The 26,121-nt window shown below is 36.6% G+C and carries 26 protein-coding genes; 13 read left to right on the top strand and 13 right to left on the bottom strand.

All coding sequences use genetic code 11. The features are described 5' to 3' along the window. Positions 1–48: 48 nt before the first annotated feature. From XJ32_RS08570 to XJ32_RS08560, 5 genes are all read left to right on the top strand, one after another. Complete coding sequence (locus XJ32_RS08570; RefSeq protein ID WP_077389078.1) at positions 49–741, top strand: hypothetical protein; 693 nt, start codon at positions 49–51, stop codon at positions 739–741. A gap of 274 nt (positions 742–1,015) precedes the next feature. Further along, positions 1,016–1,243: a hypothetical protein gene (locus XJ32_RS12950; RefSeq protein WP_155761497.1), complete on the top strand. Its 228-nt coding sequence runs from the start codon at positions 1,016–1,018 to the stop codon at positions 1,241–1,243. Between the two features lie 48 nt (positions 1,244–1,291). Beyond that, positions 1,292–1,468, top strand: a complete 177-nt coding sequence (locus XJ32_RS12945) for a hypothetical protein (protein WP_155761496.1) — start codon at positions 1,292–1,294, stop codon at positions 1,466–1,468. Between the two features lie 47 nt (positions 1,469–1,515). Beyond that, positions 1,516–2,802: a hypothetical protein gene (locus XJ32_RS12940; protein WP_254422331.1), complete on the top strand. Its 1,287-nt coding sequence runs from the start codon at positions 1,516–1,518 to the stop codon at positions 2,800–2,802. 16 nt (positions 2,803–2,818) lie between these two features. Then, positions 2,819–3,781: a hypothetical protein gene (locus tag XJ32_RS08560; RefSeq protein ID WP_077389076.1), complete on the top strand. Its 963-nt coding sequence runs from the start codon at positions 2,819–2,821 to the stop codon at positions 3,779–3,781. A 59-nt stretch (positions 3,782–3,840) separates the two neighbouring features. Here the strand turns inward: XJ32_RS08560 and XJ32_RS08555 are convergent, their stop codons facing one another. From XJ32_RS08555 to estV, 11 genes are all read right to left on the bottom strand, one after another. Then, on the bottom strand, positions 3,841–4,278 hold the full coding sequence (locus XJ32_RS08555) for a hypothetical protein (protein WP_077389074.1): 438 nt from the start codon (positions 4,276–4,278) through the stop codon (positions 3,841–3,843). A gap of 81 nt (positions 4,279–4,359) precedes the next feature. Further along, the gene (locus tag XJ32_RS08550; protein WP_077389072.1) at positions 4,360–5,334 is read right to left on the bottom strand and encodes an iron-sulfur cluster assembly scaffold protein; all 975 of its coding nucleotides are present in this window, start codon (positions 5,332–5,334) and stop codon (positions 4,360–4,362) included. A 104-nt stretch (positions 5,335–5,438) separates the two neighbouring features. Then, entirely contained in the window at positions 5,439–5,756 is a 318-nt protein-coding gene (locus tag XJ32_RS08545; RefSeq protein WP_077389070.1) for a PDDEXK family nuclease, read from the bottom strand. After that, the gene (locus XJ32_RS08540) at positions 5,756–6,040 is read right to left on the bottom strand and encodes a hypothetical protein (RefSeq protein WP_077389068.1); all 285 of its coding nucleotides are present in this window, start codon (positions 6,038–6,040) and stop codon (positions 5,756–5,758) included. Before XJ32_RS08540 ends, XJ32_RS08545 begins: the two co-directional genes overlap by 1 nt. After that, positions 6,033–6,776: a protein NO VEIN domain-containing protein gene (locus XJ32_RS08535; RefSeq protein WP_034322651.1), complete on the bottom strand. Its 744-nt coding sequence runs from the start codon at positions 6,774–6,776 to the stop codon at positions 6,033–6,035. The genes XJ32_RS08540 and XJ32_RS08535 overlap by 8 nt, the downstream gene beginning before the upstream one ends. After that, a complete protein-coding gene (locus tag XJ32_RS08530) occupies positions 6,769–7,389 on the bottom strand; it encodes a DNA cytosine methyltransferase (protein ID WP_254422330.1) in 621 nt (206 codons plus the stop codon). Before XJ32_RS08530 ends, XJ32_RS08535 begins: the two co-directional genes overlap by 8 nt. Before the next feature lie 282 nt (positions 7,390–7,671). Then, positions 7,672–8,841 carry a NifS family cysteine desulfurase gene (locus XJ32_RS08525; RefSeq protein WP_174566037.1) on the bottom strand — a complete coding sequence of 390 codons (1,170 nt, stop codon included), beginning with the start codon at positions 8,839–8,841 and terminating at the stop codon, positions 7,672–7,674. Positions 8,842–8,946: 105 nt separating this feature from the next. Next, positions 8,947–9,078 (bottom strand): hypothetical protein, encoded by a 132-nt coding sequence (locus XJ32_RS13215; protein WP_281651402.1) that lies wholly within the window; start codon positions 9,076–9,078, stop codon positions 8,947–8,949. Beyond that, positions 9,075–9,653 (bottom strand): dCTP deaminase, encoded by a 579-nt coding sequence (gene dcd, locus XJ32_RS08520; protein ID WP_077389064.1) that lies wholly within the window; start codon positions 9,651–9,653, stop codon positions 9,075–9,077. Before dcd ends, XJ32_RS13215 begins: the two co-directional genes overlap by 4 nt. A gap of 71 nt (positions 9,654–9,724) precedes the next feature. Then, positions 9,725–10,765 carry a radical SAM family heme chaperone HemW gene (gene hemW, locus XJ32_RS08515; RefSeq protein ID WP_077389062.1) on the bottom strand — a complete coding sequence of 347 codons (1,041 nt, stop codon included), beginning with the start codon at positions 10,763–10,765 and terminating at the stop codon, positions 9,725–9,727. 89 nt (positions 10,766–10,854) lie between these two features. Beyond that, entirely contained in the window at positions 10,855–11,562 is a 708-nt protein-coding gene (gene estV, locus XJ32_RS08510) for an EstV family lipase (protein ID WP_077389060.1), read from the bottom strand. 103 nt (positions 11,563–11,665) lie between these two features. Here estV and greA point away from each other — a divergent pair, with 103 nt between their 5' ends. The 6 genes from greA (at position 11,666) to XJ32_RS08485 (ending at position 17,180) form a co-directional block, all read left to right on the top strand. Further along, positions 11,666–12,151: a transcription elongation factor GreA gene (gene greA / locus XJ32_RS08505; protein WP_004084148.1), complete on the top strand. Its 486-nt coding sequence runs from the start codon at positions 11,666–11,668 to the stop codon at positions 12,149–12,151. A 75-nt stretch (positions 12,152–12,226) separates the two neighbouring features. Beyond that, positions 12,227–12,775: an ATP-dependent protease subunit HslV gene (gene hslV / locus XJ32_RS08500; protein WP_077389058.1), complete on the top strand. Its 549-nt coding sequence runs from the start codon at positions 12,227–12,229 to the stop codon at positions 12,773–12,775. Continuing rightward, the gene (hslU, locus tag XJ32_RS08495) at positions 12,772–14,109 is read left to right on the top strand and encodes an ATP-dependent protease ATPase subunit HslU (protein WP_077389056.1); all 1,338 of its coding nucleotides are present in this window, start codon (positions 12,772–12,774) and stop codon (positions 14,107–14,109) included. The genes hslV and hslU overlap by 4 nt, the downstream gene beginning before the upstream one ends. Positions 14,110–14,139: 30 nt before the next feature. After that, a complete protein-coding gene (locus XJ32_RS12290; protein ID WP_167619975.1) occupies positions 14,140–14,313 on the top strand; it encodes a hypothetical protein in 174 nt (57 codons plus the stop codon). 120 nt (positions 14,314–14,433) lie between these two features. Beyond that, positions 14,434–16,929 (top strand): DNA topoisomerase (ATP-hydrolyzing) subunit A, encoded by a 2,496-nt coding sequence (gene gyrA, locus XJ32_RS08490; protein ID WP_077389054.1) that lies wholly within the window; start codon positions 14,434–14,436, stop codon positions 16,927–16,929. Positions 16,930–16,958: 29 nt separating this feature from the next. Next, positions 16,959–17,180 (top strand): hypothetical protein, encoded by a 222-nt coding sequence (locus XJ32_RS08485; protein ID WP_077389052.1) that lies wholly within the window; start codon positions 16,959–16,961, stop codon positions 17,178–17,180. Positions 17,181–17,368: 188 nt separating this feature from the next. Here XJ32_RS08485 and hemA read toward each other — a convergent pair whose 3' ends face one another. After that, positions 17,369–18,844, bottom strand: a complete 1,476-nt coding sequence (gene hemA, locus XJ32_RS08480; RefSeq protein WP_077389050.1) for a glutamyl-tRNA reductase — start codon at positions 18,842–18,844, stop codon at positions 17,369–17,371. A gap of 13 nt (positions 18,845–18,857) precedes the next feature. Continuing rightward, positions 18,858–20,123 carry a polyprenyl synthetase family protein gene (locus XJ32_RS08475; protein ID WP_077389048.1) on the bottom strand — a complete coding sequence of 422 codons (1,266 nt, stop codon included), beginning with the start codon at positions 20,121–20,123 and terminating at the stop codon, positions 18,858–18,860. A gap of 261 nt (positions 20,124–20,384) precedes the next feature. Here XJ32_RS08475 and XJ32_RS12935 point away from each other — a divergent pair, with 261 nt between their 5' ends. Beyond that, entirely contained in the window at positions 20,385–23,522 is a 3,138-nt protein-coding gene (locus XJ32_RS12935; protein WP_254422329.1) for a Kae1-like domain-containing protein, read from the top strand. Positions 23,523–23,746: 224 nt separating this feature from the next. Next, positions 23,747–25,855, top strand: a complete 2,109-nt coding sequence (locus XJ32_RS08460) for a TonB-dependent receptor domain-containing protein (RefSeq protein ID WP_077389046.1) — start codon at positions 23,747–23,749, stop codon at positions 25,853–25,855. Positions 25,856–26,121 lie beyond the last annotated feature (266 nt).

The following is a 26,121-nucleotide window of genomic DNA, read 5'->3' as shown; positions in this document are numbered from 1 at the left end:
CAGTATTTATTGCTATGATTGCATTTTATATTTTATGGAAAGGTATGTATGCAAACTCTACTTTTTTATAGTGTTAGAATCTCTCTTTTGTTTAGTGTATTTATATTTTGCGGTTGCACTTTTTATGTATTTGACCCGCAATATTACAAAGCTAGAAAATACTCAAAAGAGTATAGTGGCACTTATGTGCTAAATAAAGCCCTATATGATGAAATCATGCAAAAACAAAAAGATTCTAAAGATACCAAAGCAGAGAATCTAAAACTAGAAGAAAAGATTTATTCACAAATAAAGCATAATAAAAATGAATTATGGCTACAAAAAAGGGAACATTACTTAAAACTTGCATATAAACATAGCGGCTATTATAGTGAGAAAAACGCTCAAAGGCTCTTTGTGCTTGATATGATTAATAGTCAAAAAGATAGGATTCTAAGCAATGGATATGCCTATTATAGCGGTGCATATAGCACTGATATTGCAGTAGAAATACCACAAGTTTTAAGGGAGAAAATCGGCGGCTTAACAGATAAAAATATGAAATTCCAACAAGTAATCTATCCGCAATTTTTCTATATTGATGATGGCGGCAAAGCCCATATTATATCACTTGGAATCTTATATCGCTATGTCAATATAAATAGAGTGTATGGACTAAAAGAAGATTCAAATATTGAGAGTGTATTTGCAAATGGCGAATGGCTCTATTTGCGTAAAAATAAGGTGAGATATGTGGATTAAAAGTGGTTACAAACATGCTTCATGCTATATTCTAAACATGCACTGAAGCACCCTAAGTAATATAAAAATAACCACATAAAATACTTTCTCCAATATGCCTTTTCTAAGATCTCATCTAGATAAAGTTATCTTTGACTTCAGGTTGCAAAATTTACAAAGTAAGGCATGAATGCAGTTATCTAGCATAAGACTTCTATAATTTTACTTTTACCCTTGACTTGTTTTTTTTTGGTAAAGTCGTGCTTTCATTTTATAAACTTTAAGGAATAAGACTATGCAACCACAAGAAAGAAATCCATACAATACAAGACATAATATAGAGACTTGGCAGGACTATTTACGCACAGATTATGCGCAAATGCAAGATGAGTTAGGTGAAATAGATAGAAATCAAACACAACCAAATGATTCTATACAAGCCCTTAGAATCCACATTGATAGTGAGTTGGAATCTACCATACAAGAGCTAGGGGAGCTGCAAGCACAGCTGCCTAAAGAGTAGAGTGCTAGCCTCTTTCAGCAGTGTGCGGATAATGCACTAAATGCGGTGGTGTGGCATTTTGGGCTAGCGGCTGCGGTGCTAGATTCTAAAGATGGCGGGAATGTCAATACTACGCATAATGTGCGACAAGGGATTTATGCAAGCGATAAAGAAAGGCAAAGATATGAACAAAGGGGAGATTATGATTCAAAGGCATACCAAGCGATGAAAACTATATCGCCATAAACAAACAACAAGGCAACCTAAAAGAGCAAGGAAAGCCGACAGATTATATGACAGGGCAACAACTTGCCCCAAACGCTAAAACTGACTTAGATCATAAAGTCGCAGCAAAAACAATCCACGATGATAGGGCAAGGGTGTTAGCCGAAGTAGATGGCACAAAGATTGCCAATACAGAATCCAATCTTGCAATGACAGATAGTAGTCTTAATCGTATGAAAAAGGATAAAACTGCACAAGAGTTTATCCAAAGGCGAGATGAACGCCTAGAAGCCATAGCAAAAAATCAGCAAAAAAGGGGCTATCTTACAGAATCTGAACAAAAAGAGCTGGCAAAACTTGAAAAACAAAAGCAAATCAATGATGAGCAATTTATAGCAGAATGTGAGAGAGCAAAAAAGGATATTGATAGGGCGGTAGATAAAGCCTATTACACAAGCTCTAAGTCCTATAAAGAAGCCGTCTTAACAGGGGCAAAGGACGCGGGGAAAATGGCGTTGCACTCTGTGATAGGCATTGTTTTACACGATTTGATTAAGGGAATGATGATTGAGATAAAAATACTTGTGAAAGAATTTGGCAATGAGAGTTTTAAAGAGATTTTTACACGCTTTAAAAATCGCTTACAAACAATTTGGGAAGATTTAAAGGCGAAGTGGAAAGACATTATTGCTGGCTCACTAGAATCCGCCATTCTTAGCTTTTTCTCAAATATTCTTGTGTTTGTCATCAATACAATCTTTACAACTTTAAAAAAGATAGTGCAGATTATCCGTGCTGGGTTTAACTCACTTTATCAAGCGATAAAGATTCTTGTAAAACCTCCAAAAGATATGCCCAAAGATGATGTGATGAGAGAGGCAGCAAAGGTGCTTGTCTCTGGACTAATTGCTGCTACTACAATGCTTGGGGCAGCGGCAATGACTGAAATGTTGGAAGGATTATGTCCGGCTTTGAAAACTGTGCGACTGCCTTTTGCGGAAAATGAGACGATTTTAGGTGCTGTTGCGCTTTGTCTCACAGCGGCACTCGGGGCAATACTTAGCACTATTGCAATTTACTATATTGATAAATGGGCAAGTGATAGCAAAGAGAGTCGCTTGCAGCTGCAAATAATGGGTAAAAGTGGTGAAATCGTGCAACTAAAGACTGCTCAAAGCTGGTTTGTCTTGCACGATGCGTGGCAATTTACATTAGGCATCACACAATCCACAATCAATAAGATCAATGAAGCACAAGAAGCTATCGCAAAAAGTTCGCAAGAGACAAAAGAGTCTTTTGATGATCTAGATTCTACTATGGCAAAACTTCGTGCATTTAGAATGCAACACAACTAACACAAAAGGAGTAAAAATGTTTGGATTTTTAATCAAACCTCAACAAGAAGAGCCCAAAGAAAGTGAAGTAGAAGTGCTACAAAAGCAAGTCGCCACGCTAAAGCCTGAAGATTTGAAAGTCCTTGCCGAAGAAAAAGCGGTAGAGATTTTTAGCAATATCCAAAGAGTAAGTAGCAAGATTGATAAAGCAAAGGATTTGACAAGACGGGCGGACAATGTCAAGAGGGGTTGGTTTGGAATTGGAAAAACAAAAGAAAAAACAGAGCTAAACACCAAAGCAATTAGTATGCAAAATGAAGCAATGGCAGAGATGAATACACTGATACAAGAGAGCATAAAGCTTACCACCATATCCTATGGCTTTGCTCAAGCGATGACGCAAACGATTGCCGCAATGCTAGAAAATGGCTTTAAAAATAAAGATGGGGATATACAGCAGCTACACGGAGTAGCCAAAGAGCAAGCACTGGTTATGCTTGATGAAGCACAAAGGTTTGTCAAACATCAGCAAGAGTATGAAACAAGACAAGAGAAGCAAGAAGAGCAAATCTCCGCATTACAGAGCGGTATCACCGAGCATAAGCAAGAGTATGAAAAAAGGCAGGAAAAGCAAGAGCAAGACATAAGCACTCAAGGAGAAAAGATACAAGAGCTACAAGAGCAGCTAGAATCTAAACGCACCAAAATCAAAGAGCTAGAATCCACTTTGAAATCTAAAGACTCCCTTGATGATAAGCAAAGCCAATCTATACAAACTCTCCAAAATGAACTAGAAAAAAAGCGTGAAAAAATAAAAGAGCTAGAATCTGCCCTAGATTCTAAAAAACTTATCGATGAAGACCAAGAAGCAAAAATCAATGAGTTGCAAAATCGTGTGCGAGAGTTAGAAAAAAGCAATGGTGGGAAAACAAGCTTTATAGTATCTATCATAGCATTGCTTGTAGGTATAGGTGGTATTGCTTTGCAATTTTTGCGATAGATTTGTGTGTTTTAGCATATTATTCCGTATTATTGTTTAAGTAAAATATTTGCAGGGATTTATTTATAAAAACTCCCAAGCAGGTGATATTCTCCAAGTAGCAATGCCAGAGCATAAAAGGCAATATACGCACAAAGTGTGATGCTTAAGCGATAGTATTTCTTAAAAATAAGAATGGTAAGTATAAAGCTATATAATAGTATCTGTGCAAGCAGATATGTCCAAAAACTATAATGACTTTGAGAAAACACATAAACACTAAAAACCCACACAAAAGCAAAAATAAGGAAAGCTTTTATATTATGCTTATAGATTCCATTGCTGATAAAAAAGAGGCAAAAAATACCATAAGAGACAAAAATATGGGGAAGTTCTCCACGCAGATGTAAGACCAAAAGCCCACCCCAAAAGAGCGTAGTATAAAAAAGCCACTTAAGCTGAAAAATAGTGATAGAATCTAGCCTTTTTCTTTGCCCTTCCTGTGTGTTTGATGACATAGGAATCCTTTTGTGCGTTAAGTTCTTATGGTTGGCAGTGGCTTTGCAGGGGCTAGATAGCCCCGCTTAGATTCTAGCCTATCATATCGGCAATACTCTAATTTTAGAATCTAGCTGCTCTTGCAACACAGATTCTATGGCATAGAGTGTGCCTGTTGCCCCACTCGCACAGCCGCTACACGCCCCAAGATAGCGGATATACACATCAATGAAGCCATCGCTTGTATCCTTAATGTCTAAAATCTCCATATCGCCCCCATCCATCATAAGCATAGGGCGGATATTTGCATCAATGACTTTATCAATCGCCTTTACCTTTTGCACCATTGTCATTTCAGCAAATGCGATGTCTCCGCCTTTATCAGCGACTTTTTTCACAGATTCTTTATCCATTTCAGCCCTTACTTCAGCAAGTATATCTACCAAATAATATTCCCTTTCCTCGTGTCCGCCGGGCTTAATACAGCTTTTACAAAACGCCCCTGCTTTTGTGTAGTTGGTAATGTCTTCTACACTTTTTAAATCATTTAGCCTTATCACTTCTTTAATGGTAGATAGGCTTACCCTCGCACATTCACACACGATGATTTCACTCTCAAAGTCCGCTGCGTCCTTACCTAGATAGATTCCTGCTGCTTTTTTAATCACATCATACGCCATAACAGAGCAGTGCATTTTCTGCCCCGGCACAGCCGGTGTATCAGGGTCATCACGCAAGGCGTGCTCTACATCAAGGTTGGTGATTTTTACCGCGTCTTGCACCTTTTTGCCAAGGCAGAGTTCTACCATCATATCACTACTTGCAATCGCCGTCCCACAGCCAAAGCTTTTAAACTTCGCGTCAATGATTGTGTCATTGCTATCCACAAGCCAATACAGCCGCACCGCATCGCCACACGCCTCTGCGCCATAGTCTGCCACGATGAGCTTTGCACCCTTTTCATCAGCGTCCTTTTGTGTCAAAACGCCCAAATGTGTGGGATTATCCATTCTTTCGCTTACTTTGTTTGAATATGCGTCCCATAACGCACCACCGATTAAGTCATTCTTTGCCATTTTCTTTTCCTTTCAAATTTATGTTTAAACAAAAAGTTAGTAACACTTTATCTTGTGTTGCTAAGTTTTTGTTTAATCTTTTCTTTCAAATTTGGTTTAGTCGCTTATTTTTGCATAAGCAACAGGGGATTAATCTTAAATTGTAGCATTTTTGCACTTTCTCTGCCACCATCGCCGCCCTTTCTTTGCATAGTAACCTTACCAATCTTAAGACTTCCTTGTAGAGAAAACACAACTTTACCGCCATAAAAATTTATCACTTCATTGATAGGTTTTAGCACCCATTCTATGTTGCTTTCTAGTCTTAAAATAACTAAAAACCATTCACTTGCAAACTGCCCCCTACCTTTTAGAATATCATTTAAAATGAGAATCTTGCTTTGTATCAAAAACATATTTAAAAACTTTTTTACTAGACACATTACACACACTCCACAAAGCTAATTTTATAATCTAACTCCTTATTAAAAAGGGCTTTAGATTCTATATCTTTTAGCTCTTCTAAACTTTTTGCTAAAAGTCTTTTTTCGTGTTCTTTTTCACTTATATTATCCCACAATACACCATAGCCCACAAGGTAAGTAGCAAGTAAGATTCTATATTTTTCTAAGGCTTCTTGCTTCGATTTAAAACTAAAAGATTCTATGAGTTTTGGTATCATATATTCGTGCATACAGCCTAAATATTCTATTTGTATTTTATACATTAAAACTTCCTTGATAGCTTGTTTGTGTGATTTGCCTACTCTGCTTGGCAAAATTAAAGCATTTTATGGGATTAAAAAATACATTTTCTCTAGGTTTTTCCTTGAGATTACTTACAATATAAAGGCAATATTTATCCTGCAAACTTTGTGCAACATTATATTCTTTTTCTGTTAGCATAAAATTCCCACTTATCTCATTTAACCCTTTCACTTCAACGCAGTAAAAATCTTTTTCATTTTGCATTTTAAAGTCAAACCCACAGCCAAAATCTCTACCATCAAACAAAGAAAAATCTTTAAAGTATTGCATAAAATTATCCCTAAAATACTGCTCTGCGGCTTTGCCTGTTGCTACTCTTTTAATAAAACTAGATTCTATTTTAGAATCTAGAAATTCATTTACTTGCAATTTTTCTTCATAATTTTCAATCAAAAAGCTAGAAACTAGATTTTTAAAAGGGTCAAATTCCATATCTTTATACTGATCAAAAATTATTCTTGTATAAGCCCTTAAATCTCTCTGCCAACCTTTTCTAGCATTATCAAAATATGGATCAAACTCATCTCTGTAGTTTTTGATATTACTAGGCTTTCCTTGCAAAGAAAGTCCCAAAATATTAAAAGCCTCTATAAAGCTAGAAAAGCCTAGCGACCTATAAGCCAATGTATCAAATTTTGCAAGAAACAAACCGCAAATAATTAATTGATCCCTGTTTTTTATTGCAATTTTAGGCATAGTTTAGCCTTTTATTTAAATTATTTGTAAATAGACTAAAACTAAAATCACGCTTTTTATCCTTTCTAATCCCTACAAAATATACTCTCTCTCTAGCTTGGGCTAAGGCAAAATCAAGGCTATTTAAAAGCTTATGAAAAACTTGATAGCCACAAGATTCTAAAAGTTTTAGAATCTCTTTTAGCGTTTGTCCTTTATTATGATTGAGCCAACCTTTAACATTTTCTAAGATAAAAAAACTAGGTTGTTTAGCCTTTAGAATCTCAGCAAGATAAAAAATAATCTGCCCTTTTTCTTTATTCTCTAAGCCCTCTCTTTTGCCAACAATACTAAAGCTTTGACAAGGAAAACCAGAAACAAGCAAATCAAAATCAGGCAAAGATTGTGGATTAATCTGCGTTAAATCGCCGAGTTCTAGCTCATTTGAAGTATTAAAAAAAGTTTTGTAAGTTTTAATGGCTGCTCTATCAATCTCACTAAAACCCAAGCATTTCAAACCACAAGATTCTAGCCCCAAACGCCCCCCGCCAATACCACTACAAAAATCTATAAAAGTCATCTTTTGCCCTATAATCGCAAATTTCTCATTAAAAATATGCGTCCCATAACGCACCACCGATTAAGTCATTCTTTGCCATTTTCTTTTCCTTTTTTTTGTTGTATAAATTTTACCGCTTAGATTCTAAAATCTAGCGCATCAAAACACATTGCGGAAGTATTTTGTAAAACACAACGCAAAACACATTCTAGCAGTTGCGGTATGGCTTTCTAAAGAAACTTCGTTTTGCGTGTTTTGTGGGGATTTTAGGGTAGGAGTTACCTAAAGCGGTAATGACTATCCTAAAATCCCCATAATCGCGCAAATTGCATACCCAAATGTGAATGTTTTTAGAATCTAGCTCCCATAGCTACTAGAGATCGCCCTAAGCCTCCCCACCGCCTTCTTAAACACTTCAATCGTGTAATCAATCTCTTCACTTGTAGTGAATCTACTAAGAGAGATTCTAATAGCCGTATGGGCTAACTCCTTATCCGCTCCAATGGCTACCATTACAGGATTTGCCTCTAAGTCTTCACTCGCACACGCACTGCCCGTTGATGCGGCAATCCCAGCCTTGTTTAAATCCCACAGCATTGCTTCACCCTCAATGCCTCGCACACTGATGAGTGTCGTGTTTGGCACACGATTTTCCCTTGTGCCAACGACAAATACATCAGGTATGCTTAAAAGCGCATCTTCTAGCCTATCTCTAAGCTTTCGCACTTGTGTAAGCTCAAAGTCTAGGTAGTCTGTGGCAAGCTTCATCGCTTCGCCCATACCGATGATATAGGGGACATTGAGTGTGCCAGAGCGTCTGCCCCGCATATGCTCACCGCCGTGCAAAAGTGGCGTTAGCTCCACGCCTTTTCTAATGTAAAGCCCACCAACGCCCTTTGGTCCGTGAAACTTATGCGCTGAAAAGCTTAGAAAATCCACATTTGCCTTTTTCACACTCACAGGAATCTTACCGATAGCCTGCACCGCGTCAGTGTGGAAAAGCACACCTTTTTGTCTGCATAATGCACCGATTTCTTCAATAGGGAAAATAAGCCCGGTCTCATTATTCGCCCACATTATGCTAACAAGTGCGGTATCTTCACGCAGGGCTTCACGCACTTGCTCGGTAGTGATTGTGCCTTGTGCGTTGATAGGCAGATAGGTAACCTCAACACCTAAAGATTCTAAAAAGCTGCAAGTTGCCCTAACTGCGGGGTGTTCCACCTCTGTGGTAACAATATGCTTCTTGCCCTTTTTTACAATCTCATCAAAATACACGCCTTTAATCACCCAGTTATTTGACTCTGTCGCACAAGAAGTGATGATAATATCATCATTATCGTCCGCATCAATGCCCTTATACAGCTTCTCTATGGCTTCAGCAATCGCTGGGTGCGTCTCTGTGCCGTATTTATGCAAACTATTTGGATTCCCAAACTTTTCGCAAAAATAAGGCTCCATCAATGCCTTAATGCTAGGGTCTAGCATTGTCGTGGCATTGTTGTCTAAATAAATCCTTTGCACTATTATCTCCTACTTTAAAATTTCACACAAAGAAATATAGCAAAAGTGTGTCATTTTATCTCGCAAAATCGGCAGTTTTTAGGAAATATATTTAAATGTGTAAAATATTTACACATTTAAATTATGTCTCATGTTTGTCGTTAATGTAATAGAGATTCTAAATAAATTTTGTATGGCATTACGAGGGATAAAATCAAGAATTATAGAATCTGTGTTAAAAAATCCTATAGTTTTATTCATAAATCTTTATTGTGTAAAACCTTAGGTAGTGTAATGCCCTTTTGTCCTTGGTATTTGCCTTTTTTATCTTTATAGCTTATCTCACAAGGCGAATCGCCCTCTAAAAATAGCACTTGGGCTATGCCTTCATTTGCATAAATCTTTGCTGGGAGTGGCGTTGTATTTGAAATCTCAATGGTGATATGCCCCTCAAATTCTGGCTCAAAAGGCGTAACATTCACAATTATCCCACACCTTGCATAAGTGCTTTTGCCAAGACAGATAGCAAGCACATTGCGTGGCATTCTAAAGTATTCTATCGTGCGTGCAAGGGCAAAAGAGTTTGGCGGCACAAGGCAGTAGCCCTTTTCACTTGCATCGACTTCTACAACATTGCGTTCATCAAAGCTTTTAGGATCAACCAAAGTCGCACCGATATTTGTAAAAATCATAAATTCACTACCCACGCGAATGTCATATCCATAGCTTGATAGCCCATAGCTTACGATATTCTGCCCCACTTGCTTTTCACAAAATGGCTCAATCATACCCTTTTTACTCATCTCTTTAATCCATAAATCAGACTTTAAACCCATGATAACCTACCCTAAAAAATACCAAGAATTATAGCAAAAACAAATCTCATTCACTCTCAAAATGTGAAAAATCAACTAAGATATAACGCAATGGAATCTGCAAGAAAAAAATCATTCGCATAGATTCTATTGTCATACTCATAGCATAAATTACTCTCAATCACATATTTTAGCTTTGTTTTATTTAGCAGACTTTTTTCTACACCGATTTCACTTCTAAAACCCATGAAAATAGACTCAAAATTAAGATCATTTTGACTTAATGCTTCTTCTTTTCTTTGAAATGGATTAGTGATATATTGCTCTAAGTTTGGTGTGGCAAAATAACGCACAGAATCCACTCTACCAACAGAACTCGCCCCAACGCCAAGATATGCCTCTCCATTCCAATAGCCTAGATTATGCCTGCATTTATTTTTATATGAAAAATTTGATACTTCATACTGCCTAAAACCTTTTTTTTGTAAAAAATCACGCACAAACACACCAAAACTCTCCCTAGATTGCAGGGAATAAGCCTTTCTATCGCCAAAACGAGAATTAGAATCTATGCTTAAACTATATGCTGAGAGATGGCTAATAGGCAGTTTTAGGGCAGATTCTAACTCATATTCCATGCGTTTGTTTGTATCAAGTTTGCAATCATAGATTAAATCAAGGCTGATATTTTCAATATGCTTATAAGCAATGTCAAACGCCCTACAAATATCATCATAGCTATGCACTCGCTCAAGCATTTGCAGTTTATCATCATAGAAGCTTTGCACCCCAATGCTTAATCGATTCGCCCCAAGCCCCTTTATCTCGCTAAGCCAAGAGTGTGTAATTAAGTTTGGATTCATCTCAAAAGTAATCTCACAATCACTCGCACACAATGGCATTAAAAGATTAAATATCTCTTTATAATGTTTGGAATCTACAAAGTTTGGTGTGCCACCGCCAACAAAAATGCTTGTAATCTTTTTTACGCTAAAATGCTTTAATGTGTGCTTTATATCCTTTAGTAATGCTTGAAAATATGGCGTAATCATATTCTCTTTATTGACTTGTGAGAAAAACGCACAATACCCACACTTAGAATCACAAAATGGAATGTGTATGTATAAAAGCAAAGAAATCCTTTTTATTGTGTGAGTTGCAGAATCTAAAGATATGCAAATGCTTCTATCTTAAGATTCTAAAACGCTCAATCATTTAGAATCTAGCTATGATATAAAGTATCAATCAATTCACCTTGTTTTAAGAAAAAGTAGTGATCACCATCTAAAACATGTGTTTTTGCATGTGGCATGAGAGAGCAAATTATGTGAAACGCACTTAATGGTGTAGCACTATCGTCTTTACCCCAAAAGATTGTAGCCTTGTGTTTGAAAGCCTTATAATACGGGGCGTAGTCTTCCTGCACGACTTGCTTAAAGACTTCATACATTATAGGACTTAGCTCTTTTGCATCATCTGCCCTTAGGGCGTTTATATTTAAAGGTAGCTTTTTTAACACTTTTGCAGTTGCTATTTTAAATTTTACTTTGAGTGGTTTTGGCAGTAAGATTCCCGCACTACTAAGCAAAATAATTTCAGAATCTAGCAATAAGGCTATCTTACCGCCAAAGCTGTGTCCAGCGATTATGCGATTTTCTTTAGCAATATTGCATGCTTGTAGAAAGAGTGAAATAATATTTGCATAATCTTGTGTAGTTAAAAAGACTTCATTAGGACTTGCACCAAATCCGGGCAAATCAATATAAAGATGATTGTAGTTACAAAAAACTTTATTAAATGCTAATGCCATAAGTTCCTTATTACTTCCCCAGCCATGTAGAAATATGATATATTTTTCTGCGTTATTATCTATCATATTATAGGCGATATGAAACTTGTTATTGTGATATAGAATCTCTTTTGCCGCCATAAATACTCCATTAATCTAAAAGGTTAATTTTAATATAAAAACATTTTTTCTATCTATTTTTTTGTATAATTATGCTTTTTATTTTTTGAAAAAGGCAATAAACATGACAGAACCAATGAGTAAATATGGATTTAATAAACTAACACAAGAATTAAAAGACTTAAAAGAAGTGCAAAGACCAAAAGTAGCCCAAGAAATAGATATAGCCCGCTCTCATGGAGATTTGAAAGAAAATGCCGAATATCATGCTGCAAAAGAAAAACAAGCATTTATTGAATTTAAGATTAATGAACTAAGCAAAATGCTATCAAACGCACAAGTCATTGACCCATCAACCCTGCCGCATGATAAAGTGAGCTTTGGTAGCACTATAACTATCCTTAATCTTAATACAGACAAGGAAGTCGTCTATACGATTGTAGGCACGACTGAAAGTAATCCTTCAAAAGGGCTTATATCCTTTAACTCACCATTAGCAAAAGAATTGATAGGTAAAGAAGAGGGTGATGAGGTGATTATAAATCTACCAGCAGGTGAGACTGAATTTGAGATTCTAAAGATTGAGTATAAACCTATTAGCTTTGAGTAGTTGAGTTAGGAATAAAGAATTTAATCGCTTATAGTATAATATTTGTTTTATTTTTAGAAAGCATAAAGGAAAGATATGTTTCATGCGACGACGATTTTAGGGTATGTTGGACAAAAAGATGGTAAGCCCTATGGTGTGATTGGCGGAGATGGGCAGGTGAGCTTTGGTAACTGCGTGATGAAAGGCAATGCGACAAAAATCCGCTCTCTTTATAATGGCAAGATTCTAAGTGGTTTTGCTGGAAGCACAGCTGATGCCTTTAGCCTTTTTGATATGTTTGAGAGAATCTTGGAGGGTAAAAAGGGCGATTTATTAAAATCTGTAATGGAGTTTAGCAAAGAATGGCGTAAAGATAAATATCTAAGAAGACTTGAAGCCATGATGATAGTTTTAAATGCTACACATATTTATGTGCTAAGTGGCACAGGTGATGTCGTAGAGCCAGAAGATGGCAAGATAGCAGCTATTGGCAGTGGTGGAAACTATGCTTTAAGTGCGGCTAGGGCTTTAGATAAATTTAGCAATATAGCGCCAAAAGATTTAGTCTTAGAATCCTTAAAAATTGCTGGAGAGATCTGCATTTATACAAATACAAATATTAAATTATTGGAGATTACAGAATGAACGAATTAATTATTACACAAACGCCACGAGAGATTGTATCCTATCTTGATGGCTACATTATCGGGCAAAAGGACGCAAAAAAGGCAGTCGCCATAGCCCTTAGGAATAGATATAGAAGACTACAATTACCAAAAGAAATGCAAGATGAGGTAACGCCGAAAAATATCCTTATGATTGGCTCTACTGGTGTGGGTAAAACAGAGATTGCAAGGCGTATGGCAAAGCTTATGGGGCTGCCATTTGTGAAAGTTGAGGCAAGTAAATATACTGAAGTGGGCTTTGTTGGTCGTGATGTAGAATCTATGGTAAGAGACTTAGTCAATGCAAGTGTAAATCTATTGCAAAATAAGCAAAAAGAAGATTCTGCTGATAAAATAGATGACTATATCCTTAATAGAATCACACAAAAGCTATTGCCACCCCTGCCAGCAGGTGTTACCGAGCAGAAAAAGCAAGAATATGATATAAGCTTTGAAAAAATGAAAGAGAGAGTAAAAAGTGGGGCAATGGATGATACAAAAATAATGATTGAGATTGCCAAGCAAGAAGAAAAGATTGATGAAAACCTGCCTGCAGAAATTATAAAAGTGCAAGAATCTTTAATCAAAGCCTTAAACATGAAAGGCGATAAAATCAAAAAAGAAATCACAATTAAGGAAGCAAAAGAGCTTTTACGCCCAGAGGCACAAAATGCTGTGCTAGATTCTGATATGATTAAAACCGATGCATTGAAACTTGCGGAGCAAAGCGGTATAATTTTTATTGATGAGATTGATAAAATCGCAGTTGCCTCAAAAGATTCTAGCAAACAAGACCCAAGTAAAGAGGGCGTGCAAAGGGATTTATTACCCATTGTTGAAGGCAGTGTGGTGCAAACTCGCTATGGACAGATTAAAACAGATCATATTCTATTTATCGCTGCAGGGGCATTTCATTTTAGTAAGCCAAGCGATCTTATCCCAGAATTGCAAGGGAGATTCCCATTGCGTGTGGAATTGCAAGTGCTTGATGAAGAAGCACTCTATCAGATTCTAACACAGACGAAAAACTCAATTATAAGGCAATATGAGGCATTGCTATCAGTCGAGGGCATTACCTTGAAATTTGAAGATTCTGCATTAAGGGCATTAAGCAGATTATCCTTTCATGCAAATGAAAAGACTGAAGATATCGGGGCTAGAAGACTGCATACCACAATTGAGAGAGTGCTAGAAGATATTAGCTTTTGTGCGGAAGATTATAAAGGGCAGGAAGTGGTTATTACAGAATCTCTTGTAGAAGAAAAGCTTAAAGATTTAGTAGAAAATGTGGATTTAGCTAGATATATTTTGTAGAATCTGCTGGGTTAGGATAGCGTATTTTAAATGTGTTATGTAGGATTTAAGATTCTACAACAAGTTGTCATGTTGAGCGTAGCGAAACATCTAGTATGGAATCCAAAAAAAGATATTTCGTGCTTACGCACTCGCACGAGCAAAGCTCTTGCCCACACTTGCAAATATGACAAGAATTTTAGATTCTATGGGATTGATGTATAAAAAGAGTTCGTATTAAAACAAGCTATTTTTATCATATAGAATCTCATCATATAGATTTTGAATTTCATAGGATATTAAGCAAGAAATTGATACAATTACAGCTTTTAAAGGAGCAAATATATGGATAATTTACTAGACAATACGATAATTAAACCTGTTCGCATTGATGATTCTATAAAAGAGAGTTATCTTGACTATTCTATGAGTGTTATTGTCGGTAGAGCTTTGCCTAATGCAAGAGATGGATTAAAGCCTGTGCATAGACGAATACTTTATGCGATGAAGCATAATCTAGGACTTACAAGTAATGCGAAATATAAAAAGTGCGCTAAGATTGTGGGGGAAGTAATGGGTAACTATCACCCGCATGGTGATATCGCAATTTATGATGCACTTGTGAGAATGGCACAAGATTTTTCTATGCGTTTAGAGTTAGTCGATGGACAAGGTAACTTTGGGTCTATTGATGGCGATAAAGCCGCTGCTATGCGTTATACTGAAGCAAAGATGACAAAAGTCGGCGAAAGCATGCTATTTGATATAGAAAAAGACACGGTAGATTTTGTCCCAAACTATGATGGCTCTGAAAAAGAACCAGCGATACTGCCGACTAGATTCCCAAATTTGCTTGTAAATGGCTCTAATGGTATCGCTGTAGGTATGGCGACTTCTATCCCACCACATAGACTTGATGAAGTAGTCGATGCCCTAATTTATAGAATCAATAATCCACAAAGCGAGATTGAAGATATACTGCCCTTAATCGAGGGACCAGACTTTCCAACAGGCGGCATTATACATGGTAGGCAGGGCATTATTGAAGCCTACAAGACAGGACGCGGTAGGATTAAGATTCGAGCAAAAGTGCATGTAGAAAAAACTAAAACAAAAGATGTTATCGTAGTCGATGAGATTCCATATCAAGTGAATAAAGCAAGGCTTTTTGAGCAAATTGACACATTAGCAAAGGATAAAGTGGTAGAAGGTATAGCTGAAGTGAGAGATGAGTCCGATAAAGATGGTATGAGACTAGTTATCGAGCTAAAACGGGAAGCTATGAGTGAAATCGTGCTAAATCATCTCTATAAATCCAGTGCTATGGAGACTACTTTTGGGATTATACTACTTGCTATTGAGGGCAGAGAACCAAAGATATTTACACTTTTAGAATTGCTTGATATTTTTATCTCTCATAGAAAAACGATAGTTATCCGCCGCATTATATTTGAGCTAGAGAAAGCAAGGGCTAGAGTGCATATTTTAGAGGGATATAGAATCGCCCTTGAAAATATCGATGAGATTGTAGCCCTTATCCGTGCAAGTGAGAATCCAGAAAAAGCACAAAGTGAGCTTATGAGTCGCTTTAGCCTTACAGAGATTCAGAGTAAAGCAATACTAGAAATGCGATTGCAACGCTTAACAGGACTAGAGCGAGATAAGATAGAGAATGAATACAGGGAGCTTGTAGCCCTTATCGCTGAATTAGAATCTATTCTAAGAAGTGAAGATAAGATTAATGGCGTGATTAAAGAAGAGTTGCTAGAAGTGCAGAAGCAATTCTCAAGCCCTAGAAGAACGCTTATTGAAGAAAATTATGATGCTATTGATATAGAGGACTTAATCCCAAATGAAGCAGTCGTTGTAACCATGAGTCATAGGGGCTATGTGAAACGAGTGTTGCTAAAAACTTATGAAAAACAGCATCGTGGTGGTAAAGGCAAAATCAGCGGCAATACGCATGATGATGACTTTATACAATCTTTCTTTGTAGCAAATACGCATGATACCATTATGTTTATCACAAATCGCGGACAGCTTTACTGGCTAAAAGTGTATAGAATCCCAGAAGCAGGCAGAACTGCAATCGGCAAAGCAGTGGTAAATCTCATAGGCTTACAAGATGGCGAAAAGATTATGACGACCATTACTACAAGTGATTTTAATGAAGACAAATCGCTTGTATTCTTCACAAAAAATGGCATTGTAAAACGCACAAATCTAAGCGAATACAAAAATATCCGCAATAATGGTGTAAGGGCAATCAATCTTGATGAAGATGATGAACTCATCAGTGCTAGCATTATAGATTCTAGTGTGAAAGAGCTTTTCATTGCTACAAAAGAGGGGCAGTGTATCCGCTTTGCCGCAGATTCTATACGCGATATTGGCAGGGTTGCTAGGGGCGTTATTGGCATTAAATTTAAAGTAGCAAATGATAGCGTTATCGCAGCGACAACGATTAAAGGCGATGAAGATAAGCTATTAAGCATTAGTGAATTAGGCATTGGTAAGCAGACATTAGCAGGAAGTTATAGCACGATTAATCGTGGTGGAAAAGGTGTGATTGCTATGAAGCTTACAAATAAAACAGGCAAACTTGTGAGTGTTTTAAGTGTGAATGATTCGAATATGGATTTAATGGTGCTAACCACTTCAGGTAAAATGATACGCGTGCCTTTAGAATCTATAAGGGAAGCAGGACGCAATACAAGCGGTGTAAAAATCGTTAGCCTTGGAAATAAGGATAAAGTAGCATTTGCAAGTATTTGCAACAAAGAAGAGAGTGAAGAAGACAGCGAATCTAGCACGGGACCAACACTTAATTTTCCAGAATGACTATAAGATTCTAAACACAGGATTTAAGAATGAACTTTTTTAATGAAACACAAAACACAATAAATGAAGATATTTTTTTAGAAAATTACAACAAAGCCCTTGCGGCATTAACACAATGCCAAAGCAGTAAGAATATAAACTCATGCTTTACATGCAGCATGCTTTTTGATTGCACGATACGAGAGCAATATGTAAGTGCCACTTATGAAAGCATGAGCAAAGGCGAAGAAGGGGCATTTGACTTTAATTAAATTTATTCTAAGAGTGAGTTAGAATCTAGTTTTTAAAGATTTTTATATCTTTATTTTGTGTTATCTTTATCAAAGGCTATAAGCATTATTTTTCATATCTTTAAATTAAGACTATTAGCATGAAGATGTAAAGCCACGAGATTTCATACAAGCAATACAAACTAAATAAGTTTCTATCAATAGCAAGTCTATTGCTTTGTTGTATCATATTCACATTTATAGCGGTTTAATAAGATTCTATCTTGTGCGCCAAATACATTTGCTATTGCCTCTAGCATGGAATCTGCCTTCTCATCATCTGCCATTGCTTTGATTTTCATCGTTGGAGCGTGTAAAAACTCATTAAATGTGCTATGTAATAATTTCTCAACATTCTCTCTCAAAGCTTCTGGGATAAAGCCTTTTTTAATCGCGCGATTAATCTCTTTATAGCTTGCAAGCTTTGCTTGTTCCCTCATTGCCTTAATCACAGGATTTACACCAAGCCCAGATAGCCAATGTGTAAAATCAAGCACAAACTGCCCGACTATACCCATCGCCATTTTTGCGCTCTCTTTTCTTGCGTTAATGTGTGTAGCTGCTTTGCTTTTTAAGCTATCCACATCAATCACTTCTATATTATCATAGCCTAAAGCCTGCAATGTAGCAGTGTCAAATGAGAGATTTCTAGGCATTGAGAGATCAAAAAATATGCGTTTTTTCTCCACTTTTTCTAGCATTTCATGCGTTACAATCACACCACCTGCCACCGCAAAAAAGATAACATCATACTCATTTATATGTGTTTGCAATAGAGTAAAATCAAGCAAAGAAACATGCTCTAAATTGTGTGTTTGTAGCAATTCTTGTGCCTTTATTTTTGTGCGATTACAAAGCGTGAGATTTACATTATGTTTTGCTAGATTCTTAAGACATAAAAGCCCCATTTCACCAACACCTACGACCAGAATCTTTGTATTTTTAAGCGTATTATCTAAATATTCAAGTCCAAGATTCACAGCGATTGAAGCAACTGATACGGGATTTTTAGAAATATCTGTAAGCGTTCTCACTTGTGCAGCACATCGAAACGCAAAGTGCAGTAGCCTTGTCAATGCTTTAGCACATAGATTATTGTCATAGCTTAGTTTATATGCGGCTTTCATCTGTCCGCTAATCTGTGTTTCACCGATGACTACTGACATAAGAGAGCTTGCTACACTGAATACATGATGCACCGCATGGCTTTGCAATGCAATATATGCACTATCTTGCAAAATATCCTTATCAATGTCTTTAAAATTTGCAAGTTTTGCGATGATTTCATGGCAGATTGTTAGAGCATGATGGTTAGAATCCCGATTGCCATTACTTTCTAAAATAGCTTTATCTTGACAAGAAGTTGCATGAAGTGCTTCATCATGTCGTAAATGGTAATGATTGGATTCTGTAGTCTTAATCTCATTTTGTGTTGCAATGAGATCTTTAGAATCTTTTGTTGCTATACCTTGCAAATACACATAAATTTCACATCTATTGCAAGTCGCAAGCAGCATAGATTCTAGGATACCATCGATATTATTTAGTTGTTTAAGTAGCGTAATGGTATCAGTATCATCAAAGTGCAACTTCTCTCGCAAAGCCACACCCACATTTTTATGCGAAAAGCTTATAACCGCATACATTATATCCCTTTCATTAAAAATCTCGCTCAATCATAGCTTGTATAATGGCATAGAGTTTTTGATTATTCAGCATAGAAGCGATATGTAATGCCTTATTGCCATACTCCAATGCTTTTTCTCGTGCTTTCTGCAATGGGGAATCTAGTAGCAAATCTTTTAGTTCTTGTGCGTCTTTTGCGTTTAGGTCTTGTTTAAAGAGTGATTTTAGCCACACTTGTTTTTCTTTTGGGAGTTCATGATAAAGGTAGATATAAGGAAGTGTTGTCTTACCTGATTTAAAGTCGCTTAGGGCTGGTTTGCCAAGCTTTGTGCTATCTTGTGTAATGTCTAAAATATCATCTATGATTTGAAATGCCATGCCTAGATTAAAGCCGTAGTCATAGTAGAGTTTATGTATATCTTTGTTAGAATCTAGATTTTGCGTTGTCTCTTTACTAAAGAAACTGCAGCTTTGCCTTGTTTTGATGCTTTTTACAGATTTTGTGGTGTCGGCTCGCTCACTTACCTTTAGGTAACTCCCTTCACCTCCCCCTTGAGAGCCACAAAACGAAGTTTCTTTAGAAAAATCACTCAAAGATACTTCTGCAGGGTCTTTATCCATATTCCCACTAGAACCTAGTTTCTTGTCATTTTGAGCCATAGGCGAAAAATCTTTTTTAGATTCCATACTAGATATTTCGCTACGCTCAATATGACAATTTGTAGCAAATTCCAATCCCCTCGCATTTTCTCCACTAGATTCCATATTTTTAGAATTTAGCAATTCCACTTCACTATTTAGCAATGCCGCACATTCCGCACTCGCAGCAATCAAACTCGCACTTTTATGTCCTATCATGCTAAGATATTTTTCTTCATATTCATTAAAGCTTTGTTCTAGATTCACATCTTCTAGCTCACCAACGCTTAATTCCACAACGCTTTTTGATAGTGATTGTGCTATGCTTTTTGGAAAATGTGAGAGTTCAAAAAACGCACGAGAATAGAGAATGTCTCCTAGCATAATCGCATTTTTATTGCCAAATTGTGCGTTAAGGCTAGGCTTCCCACGCCTTAAATCACTCGAATCTATCACATCATCATGCAATAATGACGCACTTTGTATAAGCTCAATAACCGCACAAAGCCGATATGCCTCATCGCTATCAACAACGCTTAGCACAAGCTTAGATCGAAGCATTTTCCCGCTTTCTAAATGCTTATACAAAGTAAGCGCTTCATCGCTATTAATATCTGCAATCATCTCTGTGGCAAGCTTTGCAATCCTATCAAGCTCCATTATATTCCTTTATATGTGTGCCATGTTTTTAAAATTCTAAATGCAAACTATTATTTTAACATGAAAAAGGCTATTTTTGATAATTTAGATTCTAAAGCTATGTGTTTTATTCTGTTTGCTTTTGTGTTTATATGGCATAAATTACTTAAAAAACACAAAGTTTAGAACATGCTTGCAAAATCTGTATATAATCCAAAACTTCTAGAAGTATGGAACTCATTTTGTTTCACATATCACAAATCGCATAATACAGAAGGAAATATGCAGCAAAACATTTACACAATACATAACAAAAAAGATTCCATCGCAACGCTTTTGCATATTATAGAATCTAATATGCAAAATATGCAGGAAAAAAATATAACACAATACAGCATTCATGCTGAAGTATTTGGCATGATACAAGGCGTTGGGTTTCGCCCATTTGTAGCAACTCTAGCTCATGTTCTGCATTTACATGGCTTTGTGTATAATCAAAGTGGTAGCACACTTATAGCCCTGCATATATCCACACAAAAAGAATGCAAAAGAGAATCTATCCTGCTTTTCTACACCGCATTGCTACTTGCTTGCAAATACACTATAAATCTCAGCACACAAGATCTATCCATTATACAAAAAGCGCATAGTATTTTAGAGCATACACATACACCAAAACAAGCTTATATCACTTCATTGCATATCACAATACATACAGATACAGCCCACACACAAGGCTTTCACATTTTAGAATCAAATGTAACACAACATGCAATACAAGCCCACATCCCCCTTGATACAAAAGTGTGTGAATCTTGCCTAAAAGATATGCGTGATGAAAACTCCAGATTCTATAACTATCCATTTGTTGCATGTGTGAATTGCGGTGCGAGATATAGCATTTTGCACCAGCTTCCTTATGATAGAAAAAACACAAGCATGAGTGATATGGCACTTTGCATAGATTGTGATAAAGACTATAAGAATCTAGCTAATAGACGCTTTCACACAGAACCATTAAGCTGCAATAACTGCGCTATTAAAGTGGAATTTTATCGCTATAATCACCATGAAAAACACTATGATTTAGACGCTATAAAAACCCTTGCTAAAGCGCTTATGCAAAATAATATTGTATTATTTAAAGGGCTTGGTGGCTTTGCCTATATCGCAAATGCAAGAAGTAAAGAAGCATTGCAAAAGGTAAGAAGTATTAAAAACAGATTGCATAAGCCCTTTGTCGTTATGGCAAATATACCTACTTTACGCACAATATCCCTGCTTACCCCACAGCTTGAATCTTTACTCACATCAAAAGAAGCCCCGATAGTGATTGTCCCAAAACACCCACAATATAATCTTAGCGATGAGGTGAGTAGTTTGCAGACTATTGGCGTTGTGATTCCATATACTGCTATGCTTACGCTGCTCTTTTCCTATCTATCACCTGATTTTGCAATGATTTATACTTCAGCGAATAATAAGGGTGAGATGATTGCTACCACACTGCATAATCTAGCCCTTGATAGAATCGTGGATATTGCAGAATCATTATATATACTTGACTATAATCGTGAGATTCTAAACTGCGTTGATGATAGCATTTTGCTAGGTGTTGATACGACAGAGATTGTGGAAGATCATGCGTTTGAGTGTGGCAATGATCTTTTAGAGCGAAATTTACAGAATCTAGAAACTATAATAGCGTGTCATGTTGAGCAAAACGAAATATCTAGCATAGGAGCTAGTATAGAATCCATAAAAGATATTTCGCCTTTTTCAAAGACTCAACATGAAAAGAATCTAGATTCTACAACAAGTTGTCATATTGAGCATAGCGAAATATCTAACACGGAATCTAAAAGAGATATTTCGTGCTTACGCACTCAATATGACAAGGCTTTAGATTCTACATCAACAAACCACGCAAATAAAACCACAGATTCTAGCGATTACTCTATGGCTTTGGACGGGCTTTGGCTGAATTGTGATGGTAGGAGTTATCTAAGCGATATGACTACCCATCACAATTCAGCCAATCATTCAAATTGTATAGACGGGGGCGAATTTTTACAGAAGCTAGATCCCATAAATCTAGCGCATAACACACAAATCAACTCGCATTCTCTAAGCATAAGGGCTATGCGTATATCTCGTGGATTTGCACCATTGCATATTACAAGCGATGCGATTCATTCAAGCAACTTTAGTCCAAATGCAAACCATGCAAATATCCCTTGTCAAAGTAAATCTCACACAAACAATCCTAAAATAACAAATCTCAACCCAAAGATTTTCCATCTAAACACACTATCCGCTGCATTTGGTGCAATGCAAAAAAGCTCGATTGCCTTTGGCTTTCACAATCATATTATAGTAAGTCCTTATATGGGCGATTTATTTACCCCCTATAATGTAGCAAATTTTAGAAAAACTTATGATTACTTCAGCACAAATTATGGCACACCACAAGCCTTAATCGCAGATATTCACAATCAATACATAAGCACACAAATCGCAAAAGAGATAGCAAAAGATTCTAAAATCCCGCTCTTTCAAGTCGCACATCATCACGCACATTTTAATGCCCTTTTGCTTGAATCTAGCATGAAAGAGGGGGTTGGCGTTATCTTTGATGGGAGTGGAATGGGTGATGATGGCACACTTTGGGGCGGTGAGTTTTTATGTGGAGATTCTAAACAGGTAGAGAGAATCTTGCATTTTAAACCTTTTAAAATACTTGGTGGTGAAAAACATATCAAAGACTGCAAAAGACTTGCTTATAGCTATGCTATCTGTAATGATATAGCCCCCCTTAAAGCTTTTATAGAATCTAGCTATGATGAGAATGAATGCAAGGCGTTACAAGCACTGCATGACACAGGTTTTAATAGTCCTTTGTGTAGCTCTGTTGGGAGGTTGTTTGATGTAGCAGGATTTATCTTGGGCTTAGAAAGGCTATCTTATGAGGCACAAAGTGGCGAACTCATCGCATCAAATACACTCAAACTCGCCTATGATATACTCACGCATAAAAACCAGACAATCGACTATAATACCCTTATGCAAACTTTCTCTAACATGCCCTATAATCCATATCCCTTTCATATCACACAAAATATGATCGATATGAGTGAGTGTATAGAAATGATGTTTAAAGATCAGCAAATGGGTAAAAATAGCGACATGATAGCTGCTAGATTCATAGATACACTTGCGTATTGCATTTTAGAATCTTTAAAGCATATTGGCACAGATTATGCCTTTTTTGGTGGCGGTGTATTTGCAAATTACGCCCTTTGCATACGGGTAAAAAAGCTTTTGCATACGCATAATATAAAAGCCTTTTTCCCAAAACTTCCATGTAGCGATTATAGCATTAGCATAGGACAGCTTATGTATTTGCAACATTTTGTGTAGGGGTGTGTTGCGAAACTTCGCATAACTACTAAATGTGTGAAAACTTACTTAACACAAATAAAGCATAACTTAAATAATGAAAATAGAATCTACAACGGGGCATACATGCTTCATTAATCAATATAATTTTTAGTTATAATGCTTGAAGCGTTTTTGGATAGATTACTCACAGATTCACATAAGCAAAAATATGTTTTATATGTTGCAACAAATAAGGAAATAATATGACAAGAATGATATGTGCTTTACCAATGATATTTTGCATTGGCTATGCACAAACTAGCACAATAGATTCCAATACTGAAGCATTAAGCACACAAAATAATAACGAAACACAAAATACCGCACAGAATAACAGCACGATACAAAGTCTCTCACAAAAAACACATACAAATATACAAAAAAGGGCGAGTTTATCTCCTGTTGTGGTTGTATCGCAATGGAAAAAGGATAGTCTAAATTCGCCTTTAAGTATTGAGTTATATGGCAAAGATACAATGCTTCATAATGGCGATATAGCAAAGTCTATGCTATCTATCCCCGGGTTTTCTATGACTAGAAAAGGTGGCGGGGGCAGTGAGATATTTTTCCGCTCACAAGGGGCGTCAAGGCTGCCTATCTTTTTAAATGGTGGTAGCTTAAATGGTGCATGTGGTGGCAGAATGGATACGACAATCACCTATACTTTTCCAGAGAATTATAATAGAATCAGTATCTATAAAGGACCACAAGATGTGCGATATGGGGCGTTAGTTGCTGGTGGAGTGCTATTTGAGAGAGATATAACAAGGCTAAAAAATCCAAGCTTTCATGCGGAAGCAAGTGGGCTTTATGGGAGTTTCAATCGCCTTGATATAAACGCAAATGCCCTTATAGGTAATAAATATGGCTCACTTCAAGCGATACTCTCGCATTATTCTGCTGATGACTATAAAGCTGGGGGTAATAAAAGCGTGCATTCAGCATATAATAGGGAATCTATTAGTCTAATCGGCACGATAACGCCCACAGAAAATGCGGCAATAGAGCTTGATATAGATATGGGCAGGGGCTTTGCATCGTATGCAGATAGGGGCATGGATGCTCGCACTTTTGATAGAATGTCTTATAATCTCAAGTATCAGCAACACTTCAATGAGACCTTTGACTTGCTTGATATACGCGCTTGGTATAATGAGATAGATCATATTATGGATAATTTCTCTCATCGATCTACTAATGGAGTGTATAAACTAAGCAATCCAAAAAGGACAAATATCGGCGGTAGAATTGAGAGTAAATTCTATATTAATGATATGTTTGAGTTATATATTGGCTCAAGTTATGGTAATGATTCTCATGCGATAAGAATGTCTGGGAATACAAATAGTGAAAATGAAGCAAATACTACACTTAACACGCCTTATAAAGCAAATTTTCTTTTTGAAAATGCAGGGGTTTTTACACAAGGGGCGTATTTACCAGATTCTAGCTTTGCTATTTTCTTTGGTGCTAGATATGATTATGTATCAACCCTGCAGCATAGCACAAAAATGAGACTTCATAATAATCTTTTCAGTGCGTTTAGTCGCTATGAGCAGTATTTGGGTAATGCTACAATGTATGCGGGGCTTGGTGTAGCACAGAGAGCACCAGACTTTTGGGAGAGAAGCAAAAGTGGCGGTATGAATCTAGCCGTTGAAACAAACACGCAAATTGATATGGGGATAGTCTATAAAGATACAAACTATAATGGAAAGGCAAGTCTCTTTGCTTCATATATGCCTGATTATATTGCCCTGTATTATCAGCCAAAAAGTGGCAGTAACACCGGCAATACATATGCTTTTAATACAAATGCTATGCTTTTTGGAGGTGAGATTGAGGGGGAGTATATCTTTTTAGATTCTATCCATCTTTATGGTTCTCTAGCTTATACTTACGGACAGAATCTTACTTCATATTATGGCATAGATTCTGTATTAAAAGCTGGAATGCCTTTGCCACAGATTGCACCACTGCAGGGGCAATTCTCCCTTTTTTATGATAGTAATAACTGGTTATTGCGGTTTGATGTGCTATTTAATGCAGCACAATATCGCTATGCGCTAAATTTTGGAAATGTAGTTGGCAAGGATTTTGGAGAAAGCAAAGCTTTTGCTACACTCAATCTTTATGGTGGCTATACTTTTAAGAACGTAACCTTACTTGCAGGTATAGATAATATCACAGATACACTCTATGCTTATCATCTCTCAAAATATGGGAGTGAAGCTAGTCTTGGTGTAGCACCTACGAGTAGAATCTATGAGCCGGGCAGAAGCATTTGGGCGAAGCTAAGGGTGAGATTGTAAAGTTTAAAAATGCTAAATTATATCTTTTATAAGTCTTTAGTGGCTACATGATATTTTAAAAACAGAAATTTATCATTCATGAAAAAACATAAAATCATTATCTTACTTACTCAATGTAAATACAATCTCACTAAATTCTAAGATAAAGCATACTGAGGGTTAAGAAGTTGATATAAAATTTAGATATAATGAGAACTTATAAAGCATGTTTTAAAGATTCTAAGTCTAGTTTCTTTACATAGTTGAATACAACAATACTTTATCAC

This window comes from Helicobacter bilis, from assembly GCF_001999985.1.
GTDB classification, from domain to species: domain Bacteria; phylum Campylobacterota; class Campylobacteria; order Campylobacterales; family Helicobacteraceae; genus Helicobacter_A; species Helicobacter_A rappini.
Note: the sequence above shows the minus strand (reverse complement) of the source record. Positions and strands in the feature narration are given on the sequence as shown.